This is a genomic window from Betaproteobacteria bacterium, assembly GCA_016791345.1.
Classification (GTDB): domain Bacteria; phylum Pseudomonadota; class Gammaproteobacteria; order Burkholderiales; family JAEUMW01; genus JAEUMW01.
In genome coordinates, this window is record JAEUMW010000262.1 from 1 (window position 1) to 7,770 (window position 7,770).

8 protein-coding genes are annotated in these 7,770 nt (G+C 65.2%); 2 read left to right on the plus strand and 6 right to left on the minus strand.

Translation table 11 applies throughout. The annotated features are described in order from the left end of the window. Positions 1-36: 36 nt before the first annotated feature. The 6 genes from JNK68_10485 to JNK68_10510 form a co-directional block, all read right to left on the minus strand. Positions 37-1,155, minus strand: a complete 1,119-nt coding sequence (locus tag JNK68_10485) for a glycosyltransferase family 2 protein (protein MBL8540785.1) — start codon at positions 1,153-1,155, stop codon at positions 37-39. Positions 1,156-1,160: 5 nt separating this feature from the next. Beyond that, positions 1,161-2,684 (minus strand): glycosyltransferase family 39 protein, encoded by a 1,524-nt coding sequence (locus tag JNK68_10490; protein ID MBL8540786.1) that lies wholly within the window; start codon positions 2,682-2,684, stop codon positions 1,161-1,163. Positions 2,685-2,825: 141 nt separating this feature from the next. Then, positions 2,826-4,118: a HAMP domain-containing histidine kinase gene (locus JNK68_10495; GenBank protein ID MBL8540787.1), complete on the minus strand. Its 1,293-nt coding sequence runs from the start codon at positions 4,116-4,118 to the stop codon at positions 2,826-2,828. A gap of 26 nt (positions 4,119-4,144) precedes the next feature. Further along, complete coding sequence (locus tag JNK68_10500) at positions 4,145-4,840, minus strand: response regulator transcription factor (protein MBL8540788.1); 696 nt, start codon at positions 4,838-4,840, stop codon at positions 4,145-4,147. A 17-nt stretch (positions 4,841-4,857) separates the two neighbouring features. Next, a complete protein-coding gene (locus tag JNK68_10505) occupies positions 4,858-5,586 on the minus strand; it encodes an arginyltransferase (protein MBL8540789.1) in 729 nt (242 codons plus the stop codon). Next, the gene (locus JNK68_10510; protein ID MBL8540790.1) at positions 5,570-6,268 is read right to left on the minus strand and encodes a leucyl/phenylalanyl-tRNA--protein transferase; all 699 of its coding nucleotides are present in this window, start codon (positions 6,266-6,268) and stop codon (positions 5,570-5,572) included. Before JNK68_10510 ends, JNK68_10505 begins: the two co-directional genes overlap by 17 nt. Before the next feature lie 181 nt (positions 6,269-6,449). Here JNK68_10510 and JNK68_10515 point away from each other — a divergent pair, with 181 nt between their 5' ends. Continuing rightward, positions 6,450-7,127 (plus strand): OmpW family protein, encoded by a 678-nt coding sequence (locus JNK68_10515; protein MBL8540791.1) that lies wholly within the window; start codon positions 6,450-6,452, stop codon positions 7,125-7,127. A gap of 112 nt (positions 7,128-7,239) precedes the next feature. After that, positions 7,240-7,770 (plus strand): heavy metal translocating P-type ATPase metal-binding domain-containing protein (locus tag JNK68_10520; GenBank protein MBL8540792.1); only part of this gene is annotated, 531 nt, incomplete at its 3' end.

Sequence of the window (7,770 nt, forward strand, 5' to 3'; positions counted from 1 at the left end):
TGCGGCATCCCGTCGTCCGGAATGCGGCACCGCGAGTTATCGGCCCCGCCACGTAAAGATTGCGCTGGCGGCGTAGTTCCAGACGGTGCCGACGATGGCACCGGCCACGCCGGCAAGCCACCACCTGTAATGCTCGTGGAAGACGAAGCTCGCGACGCCGACGTTCGCGACCACACCGACGCTGCAGATCGCATAGAAGGAGAGAAGGCCGGTCACGAACCTGAAGCCTCGCCGCCGCCGATCGTGGTAGGTGAGAAGGTTGTTGAGCCAGTAGTTGCTCGTCATGGCCACCAGCGTCGCGATGGTCTGCGCGACTCCGAAACCTGTCCGCACGACCTCGTAGAACAGCCCGAGCGATGCCATGTGGACAGCCACGCCACTCAAGCCCACGACCGAGAACATGATGAAGCGCGCCGGCAGGATGTGCCCGAAGCGCTTGTCCGCGATCAGCATCAGGTACTCCCACATCACCGCGGAGTCGAGCTTGCTCTGCCCGGCGCGCCGGCTGCGGAAGGTGTAGGAGATCTCGACGAAGCGCAATGGCGTCGAGCTGGAGGCGAAGATATCGAGGAGGATCTTGTAGCCTTCGCCGGACAGGTTGCGCACGGCGCGCAGGAACGCGTCGCGGCGGATCATGAAGAAACCGCTCATGGGATCCGAGAGATCGGCGGTCACCACCAGGCGCGAGATCGCGGTCGCCCAGCGGCTCATGGCGGCGCGGGAGCTCTTCCACGCACCGATGGAGCCGCCGGTGGCGTAACGGCTGCCGACGACGATATCGAGATCGCCCTGTCGCAGCCGCGCGAGCATTTTCGGCAGCAGCGTCTCGTCGTGCTGCAGATCGGCGTCCATCACGGCGATGTAGGGTGCTGTCGTCGCGAGGATGCCCTCGACCACTGCCCGCGACAGGCCACGGCGGCCGATCCGCCGCAAACACCGCACGTTCGGGCGCAGTTGCGCGAGTTCGACCACGACCTCCGCCGTGCCGTCCGGTGAGTCGTCGTCAACGAAGACGATCTCCCACGGAATCCCGTGGAGAGTTTGCTCCAGACGCGTCGTCAGCTCCGCGACGTTGTCTTTCTCGTTGAACGTCGGCGCAACGATCGCAAGCTCGACTGCCGGGGAGCGGGCGCGTGCCGAGGGTAGCGGCTGCAAGGCTGTCACGTGCCTCTCTCCCGGAGCAACACGACCGTGCCATGTTCCGCCACTGTGTCGAGGCGCGCGCGCAGGGACGCATCGACGGCCTTCAGCTGGTCACGGTCTGCGACAAAGAAGTCGCGGGAGGCGTCCGCAAGATATGGTTCCACTTCGTGGGGTCCCCAGGCGCGCACGAGTTTTCCGTGTGTGTAGAACTCTCCCGAGGGCGGTGCCGGCCACAGATAGATGAGGCGCTCCGCGCTGCTGCCGCGAAGGGCGAAGTAGCGCTCGATCAGCGCCTTTTGCGAGTTCTTCTCGCTGACTCGCGGGATGACTAGGAGCAACGTGAGCAGCATGACCAGCGGCACTGCGAGAGCTGTCCAGGCGAACATGCGTTCGCGCTGCGCGCGGCCTGCCGTCGTGGTGGCTGCAGGCCGAGCGCTCCACGCCTCTGCCACCAGCAGGGCGAAGGCGGGAAGACTCGTGATCGCGTAGGTGAACATGATGTTGCCGGAGAGCGTGAAGAAGAGCGGGGCGGCGAGCGTCCACAACCACAAGTAGGCACGCCAGCCCGTCGCGTCATTGCCGGTGCGGGCGCCACCCTCGTCACGTCGTTGCCGCCAGACCAGCCAGACCAGCACGAGTGACCACGGCAGGGTGTCGACGAGGGTGAAGAGCCAGATCGTGCCGCGCGGCTGCGCGTGCGGCGTGCCATAGAGGTCGCCGCGCCAGCCGCTGTCGATGAACCGCTTCCAGTGCTCGCCGACGAGAAAATATTCCACGAAGCCGGGCGTTCGGCTTTCCGCTGCGAAGTACCAGGGTATGCCGAGCAGGAGTGCGAGCGCCGTTCCGCCCACCCATGGCAACCGCTTCCAAGTTGCCCGCCAGGATCCGGTCCAGAGCACCCAGGCCCCGATCGGGGCCAACGTGAGCACCGTCGCCACCGGCCCCTTGGCGATGAGCCCGAGGCCGAGCCCCGCGAAGAAGACGTAACCCCAGGCTCGCCCGCGTCGCCCTTCCGTCGTCAGCGCGTTCCAGAAGCCGACCATCGACATCGTCGTCGTGAGCGCGAGCGTCATGTCCGTCATCACCGCTCCCGCGGCGATGAAAAAGAGCGGCGTCGTGCATAGCACCAGAACTGCCCGCACGGCGCAGTCGCGACCGTGGTGACGCCTGGCGAGTCGATAGGTCAGCCACGCGACAAGAGCGGCGATCAGCAACTGCGGCAGGCGGGCCGTGAATTCATCGACACCGAACGCCGCAAACGATGCGCCGGTGAACCAGAACGAAAGCGGGGGTTTGGCCCAGAACGGCACGCCGTACTGGACCTGGGGTGTGATCCAGTCGCCGGTTTCGAGCATCTTGCGCGCGATCTCCGCGTAGCGCGCTTCGGTGTTGTCCATCAAGGGATAGGCACCGAGTGTCGCCAGCCGGACCACCACGACAGTCAGAATGAGGGCGACGAGCCGAAGCTGCTGCCCGCGGCGTGCGCTGACGACGGTGCCGGCGGCCGTCGCCACCGTTGCGGTTGCGGTGGAATCAGGCACTGCTGGCGGTCATGGCGTTGGCGGCGGGCAGGAGCCAGTGTGCGTCAACGGCCGCCGCTGTTGGGGCGCGACTGGCTTCGGAGAAGAGCACGTCCCGCTTCGTCTGCATGTCTGAACTCCGGCTCGCAATGGCCGGCAATTTTAGCAGCGGGATACTGAAAAAAGGGTCGATGAAGTGTGGAGAAGTCGTGAAGACGCCGGAAATCCGATCTCGAAGGTGCTGCCGCGGCCCGGTTTGCTGGAAACCCCGAGCGTCCAGCCGAGACGATCGGCCAGGTGCTTGACGATGGCGAGCCCGAGCCCCGCGCCTTCCGGTACGGCGCGTTGCGCCTCGCCGCGGTAGTAACGGTCGAAGATGCGGGGCAGATCAGCGGTCTTGATGCCGCGGCCGGTGTCGCTGACGGTCAGCGTGCCGTCTTCGTAGCGGACGGTGATGCACCCGCGATCGGTGTGCGCGGCTGCGTTCCGGAGCAGGTTCGAGAGGGCGAGATGGAAGGCGGAGCGCGGCATGCGTACCGCGGCATGCTCCGGCAGCTGCAGGTCGAGGGCGATGTCGCGCGCTGCCAGCGCTTCGCGGAACGGTGCCACGGCTTCCTCCGCCGCGTCGCGCACGTCGAAGACTTCCTGCGCGCCTTCGAGCGGTGCGTTGCGCGCAAGCAGCAGGAACGCCTGCGCGAGCTCCGCCATGCGGTCGGCGGCGCGGGCGATCGCTTCCAGGCGTTGCCGGGACTTCCCCGTGATGGCAAGGTCCTGCGCCAGCAGCTCGCAACTCGTCTTGATCGTGGTGAGCGGCGTGCGCAGTTCATGGCTCACGTTTGACGTGAACTGCTGTTCGCGCTCCACCATCTCGGCGACGCGTTCGTGAAACCGATCGAACGCCTGGGCGAGGGCGGCGACCTCGGCGTCCTGCCCGTTCGCTGCCAATGGCGCCGCCGCGGTCGCGGGATCGAGGTCGGCCACGCGGCGCGCGAGCTCGGCAACCTGACGCACCAGCACACCCGACAGCCAGTAAGCCATCACCGATACCAATGCCGCGACCGACACGACGGTAAACAGGAGGTAGTGCGCGAACTGCGTAATTCGCGCCTCGTGCCGCGTGGCGTCGTAGATGAGGTAGAAGCGCGTGTCGCCGTCGTCGCGCACGTGCACGTGATACTCCGTGTCGTCGCGAGAGATCTCGTGGTTCCCGAGGGCGAGCGCGCGCAAGTGCGCCGGCACCGCTGCCCCGTCCTCGGCAGGCCCGCTCGCGTACCCCTGGAGCAGCTGTCCACGCGGCAATGCCGCAGAACCAAACGTGCGATAGGGGTCGCGGACGCGGGACATCTCTTCGTCGAGGATCTGCTCGATGAACTCCTCCTCCTGCGCGTCGGTGACGAACACGACGAAGGCCGCCTGTATGAGGACGACGAGCACCGCGAAGAGAGCGAAGGTCACGGCAATGCGACGCCGCAATCCGCGTTTCATGGATGGCGTGAGCCTGGTGCCTCGACCACCACGCGATAGCCGAGGCCGTGGAGATTCTGGATTGGGTCGCCGCCGCCCGCGGCGGCGATGGCCTGACGCAGGAGGTACATCTGGCTGCGCAGGGCATCGCTCGTGACCGGCTCACCGCCCCAAACGGCGGCTTCGAGATCGGCGTGAGAGAAGACGCGCTCGGGATCCCGCATCAGGGTCTCGATCAGGCGCAGACACTTGGGCGGCAGCGTGACCGGCCGGCCATCGCACGTGAGCGTCGCGGTGCGCGGGTCCAGGCGCAGCCTGCCCACCTGCAGAGGGCGGGGCATGAGCCTGCCGGCGTGGCGCCGGTGCAGCGACCCCAGTCGCGCCTCCACCTCCCGTAGCGAAAACGGCTTGACGAGGTAGTCGTCGGCACCATGCGCGAACCCGCCCAGCTTGTCGTCGAGCGTGTCGCGGGCGGTCACCATGAGCACGGGCGTGTCCTTCCCCGTCTCTTCGCGCAGCTTGCGACAGAGGGTCAATCCATCGATACCGGGCAGCGTCAGGTCGAGCAGGATGGCGTCGAAATCGCGCGTGGTGGCCAGGTGCAGACCCGTGATACCGTCACCGGCGGCGTCGACTGCGTGGCCGCGAGCCTCGAGAAAGTCGAACAGATTGGCGGCGATGCTGGCGTCGTCCTCGACGATCAGGACCCGCATGGGCGCCTCGCGCTGCGTCAGGGCGGTGGCAGCGGCTGCCAGCGATCTTCGATCAGCCCTTCCATGGGGCGGAAATTGATCTTGTAGACCATCTTCCGGCTCTGGGCGATCCAGTACCCGAGATAGAGATAGGGAAGGCCGAGCTTGCGGCAGAGTTCCACCTGCCACATGACGTTGTAGGTACCGTAGCTGGCGCCCTCGACCGAGGGGTCGAAGAAGGTGTAAACGGACGAGATGCCGTCCTGCAGCCGATCGAGAATGCTGACCATGCGCAGGACGCCGTTCTCGCGGAACTCCACCAGATTGGAGGTCACGTTGCTTTGCAGCAGGAAGTGCCGGTACTGCTCGCGGCTGTCCTGGTCCATGCCGCCGCCGCTGTGGCGGCGCGACTGGTAGCGCAGGTAAAGACCATAATGCTCGGGACTGTAGCGCAGCTCCAGGATCTGCGAACTGATGCCGTCGTGGCGCCGCCATGCCCGGCGCTGGGCGCGGCTCGGCTGGTACTCCTGGGTCACGATGCGCACCGGAACGCAGGCGCGGCAATGATCGCAGTAGGGGCGATAGGTGAACGCCCCGCTGCGGCGGAAGCCTGCGCGCACCAGCTCCGAATAGACTGCCGTGTCGATCAGGTGGCTGGGCGTTGCGACCTGCGAGCGCGCCATCTTCTCCGGCAGATAGCTGCACGGGTAGGGCGCAGTCGCATAGAACTGCAGCATCGACAGGGGGAAATCACCCAGATGCGTCATCGGTCAGATGCCAAGGCCCCGGAACATTTGGGTAGTTTAGCAATTCTCGCAACCGGCTCGTAAAGTTTGCCCGGGAAATCTCGCGGGCACCCAGGCTTGCGAGATGAGCCGTCTGCATCTGACAGTCGATCAGCCCGAAGTTCTTCCGCCGCAGCTGCTGCACGAGATGGACGAAGGCGATCTTCGATGCGTCCGTGACGCGTGCGAACATCGATTCGCCGTAGAAAACCCCGCCGATGGCCACTCCGTAGAGCCCGCCGACCAGTTCTCCCGTCATCCATGTTTCCACGGAGTGGGCATAGCCGGCGGCATGCAGCCTGGCATAGGCGTCCATCATCGGTGCGGTGATCCACGTGCCGGACTGCCCCTGCCGGGGGGCGGCGCAGCCTTCCATGACGGCGGTGAAGGCACTGTCGGCGCGGATTTCGTAATCGTGCCGGCGCAGGCGCTTGGAAAGGGAACGCGACACCCGCAGTTCGTCCGGGAACAGAACCATGCGTGGGTTCGGGCTCCACCAGAGGATTGGTTCGCCGTCGCTGAACCACGGAAAAATGCCGCGCCGGTAGGCGTCGATGAGGCGCGGCAGCGACAGATCACCGCCCGCGGCGAGGAGACCGTTGGGGTAGTCGAGCGCTTTGTGAAGCGGGGGAAAAGGGTCGCCGGGGCGCAGCCAGGGGATCAAGAGCGTCTGATTCGGGGGGCAAAACGAACAATCTTTTGACCAAGGTCAAGATTCCCCATGGAACCGCAGGGTAGTATTTTTTGCGTTACAGCATTCATCGCGAGCCTTGTTGTGGTAATTTCCGCCACCTCAACGGCCAGTTCACGTGTTGAGTAAATTCAATGAGGATGAGAGAAATTACATGAAGAAGACCCTGATCGCGAGCCTTGTCGCCGCCGGCCTGGCTTCGGCTTTCGGGGCGCAGGCGGCCGACGAGAACGTCGGTCCCTGGCTGGTCCGCTTGCGCGCTGTCAATATCGATCCCCAATCGAGCTCCTCGGCGGGCGGTGCCGCGCTGCTGCCGGAAGACGCCATCAGCGTGCAGAACCGCTGGGCGCCGGAACTCGATGTCAGTTATTTTTTCACGAAGGCGATCGCGCTCGAACTTATTCTGACGTATCCGCAAAGTCAGCCGGTGTCCCTCGACGTGCCGGGGCTCTACAGTGGTGGCATCGGCAACGTGAAGCACCTGCCGCCCACCCTCCTGGTTCAGTATCACTTCAACTGGGAAGGCAACCCGTTCAAGCCCTATGTCGGCGCCGGCATCAACTTTACCTGGTTCACGGAGAGCAATCTGAACGTGCCCTTCGTGATCCCTGGCGGCCTTCCCCTCAACGTGTCGAGCACGAGCTGGGGTCCGGCGCTACAGGTCGGTGCCGACTATAAGATCACCGAGCACTGGTATCTGAACGTGGACTTCAAGTACATCTGGATCGACACCAAGGTCACGAGCAGCATTCCGCCCGGACCGCCGCTGGTGAACAGCAAGCTCGACATCGATCCCATGGTGTACGGCGTAGGCGTGGGTTACCGCTTCTGATCCGGGAAGAGCCCAGAGGTAGAAAGGGTAGCCAAGGCTGCCCTTTCTCTTTCCCCGATACCAAGAAGGGGTCGTATCGGTGGGCCTCTTGCGTTAGCATTGCCTCATGGGAATGGAAGCCGCAACCACGCCGCAATCCATTGCGGGCGAAGTGCCCGAGCGCGTCGTGGGGAATGCCAGCTGTTTTCACTGCGGATTGCCGGTGCCGGCAGGCTCGTCCTATTGCGCGCGCGTCGACGGTATGGCACGGCAGATGTGCTGCCACGGTTGCGTGGCCGTGGCCGAGGCGATCGTCGCTCAGGGGCTGACGGGGTACTATCGCCATCGCACGGCCCTGCCCCCGCGCGGAGCGGAAGCGGTACCCGCCTTCCTCGCGCAGTTGCGGCTCTACGACGATCCCACGGTTCAGCAAAGCTTCGTGCGCGAGGCGGCGCCGCACGTGCGCGAGGCGGCCCTCATTCTCGAGGGCATCGTGTGCGCTGCCTGTGTCTGGCTGAACGAGCAGCATATCGGCCGACTGCCGGGTGTCGTATCGGTCGCCATCAACTACGCGACGCGGCGCGCATACGTGCGCTGGGACGAGCGCCGTCTCGAGCTGTCCGACATCCTCAAGGCAGTGGCCGACATCGGCTATACCGCGCAT

What these genes read in the sequence shown, in the direction of transcription:
- JNK68_10500 (MBL8540788.1), bottom strand. Translation starts at nt 4,840, where the DNA reads ATGCGGGTCCTGATCGTCGAGGACGACGCCAGCATCGCCGCCAATCTG.
- JNK68_10505 (MBL8540789.1), bottom strand. Translation starts at nt 5,586, where the DNA reads ATGACGCATCTGGGTGATTTCCCCCTGTCGATGCTGCAGTTCTATGCG.
- JNK68_10515 (MBL8540791.1), top strand. Translation starts at nt 6,450, where the DNA reads ATGAAGAAGACCCTGATCGCGAGCCTTGTCGCCGCCGGCCTGGCTTCG.